This is a genomic window from Gilliamella sp. Pra-s60 (assembly GCF_009795755.1).
Lineage (GTDB): Bacteria > Pseudomonadota > Gammaproteobacteria > Enterobacterales > Orbaceae > Gilliamella.
The window spans coordinates 1-1,524 of record NZ_WTFA01000035.1 but is presented as its reverse complement, the minus strand read 5'-3'; the positions used below and the strand labels follow the sequence as shown (position 1 = coordinate 1,524).

General features: G+C 34.2%; 1 protein-coding gene and 1 pseudogene. Both read left to right on the top strand.

Features of this window, described 5'->3' with window-relative positions; translation table 11 throughout:
• Positions 1-800 (top strand): annotated as a pseudogene (locus GQ596_RS10895) (hypothetical protein); the annotation flags it as partial.
• Positions 801-805: 5 nt separating this feature from the next.
• The gene (locus tag GQ596_RS10890) at positions 806-1,135 is read left to right on the top strand and encodes a zinc ABC transporter substrate-binding protein (RefSeq protein ID WP_160401746.1); all 330 of its coding nucleotides are present in this window, start codon (positions 806-808) and stop codon (positions 1,133-1,135) included.
• Positions 1,136-1,524 lie beyond the last annotated feature (389 nt).

The window sequence follows — 1,524 nt, the reverse complement described above, 5'->3', positions numbered from 1 at the left end:
AAGAAGCCGCCAGACAATCAGTTAACGATTTATTAACAGGTAACTGGGGATATAGGGCTCATAATTATGATTATCCATATTTAGGGACAAAAGAGCAGCAAGAGCAATATAATGCTGCTTACTGGGAATCTATCGCAAATAAATCATTACTTGAAAAATTATTTAGCTCTCGTGCAATGGATGAAACTGAAGAATATTATCGAGAACAATATAATATTCAGAACTATCTTCAAGCAACGGAATGGGTGCGACAAGTCGGTCGTCCAGTAATGAACTTTTTGCCTGGAGGAGTAGGTTTAATCTATAATACGATGGATACAGTAGAATCAGCAAGTGCGTTATTTGATGTAACCAAAAGATTGAATAATGGTGAAGAATTTAGTACTGAAATGGCGATGAAATTAATCGATGCTGGTTTTACATTTATGCCTGTAGCTGTTTCAAAATCGATTTCTAGAGGGGGTGGAAAGGGGAATACTAATGCAGCGACCATATCTGAAAGCATTCCCAATATTAAAGGAACTCAAGTTGGATTAAGAAACCCAGCTCAAATAGACTCTATGAAACGTGATATGATGAATGGAAACTATGATTTTAAAAAAATTGATAATATTATAGCTGGATATGTTGATAGTAAAGGAAACTATTATATTACAGAAGGCCATCATAGAATGGCGGCTGCAATGGAAATTTATAAGAAAACAGGAAATACTTTTTATGTCAAAAAGCTATTATCTAATGGAAAATGGACAGAGACACAAAAGCCTCCTATTGATGCAAGACCTCTACCTAAAAGGTGAACGTTATGATGAAAAATGAAATTTATGTTGAAATGCTAGAATGGGCTTTGCCTTATATCAGAAATGTTCAATCACAAAATGCAATTAGAAAGGCGAATGATGAATCATGTTATTATGAGGCTGAACTGATTCATAATTTACCTAGAAAGATACTGGTTCAAGATTTTACAGAAAGTGATATTCACTTTATAAATAATCAAGCCAAATTTTATTATGATAATTGTAATGAAGACATATCCCCAAATTACCGAGGGCATATAGAAAGAATAAAAAAATTATTTGATTTGGTTCCTTACGAGTTAAAGAATAGATTAATTTGGAGTGGTCCGCAATGAGGAATTAATTTTGGTAACTCAAACTTAACCCGACAATTCTAACACCATCTTACTTAGTGTATTCGTTATTAAAAAGTGGCAGTTAACTCTGTCACTAAACTCTATAATTAATTTTTTAATTACTAATTTTGGCTTAGCACTACTTTTTAGCCATTATTGTTTTCATGCGCATATATCCCTCAATTCAAAATACAAAAAATAGGTCAGAAAACGTATTGATTTTATTTAAGTTTTTTTGGTGTTTTTTTGTGCTAACCGTGGCGACACTGGCGGAGCGGGCGCCCCGACGGCGTATCAAAACAGCGGAAAAGAGTCCAGTATAACGCATTCAGCGGTAGAAAACGGACAACTCATCATCCGCAATAAAGACGACCAAAAACAAGATATCA

What these genes read in the sequence shown, in the direction of transcription:
- GQ596_RS10890 (WP_160401746.1), top strand. Translation starts at nt 806, where the DNA reads ATGATGAAAAATGAAATTTATGTTGAAATGCTAGAATGGGCTTTGCCT.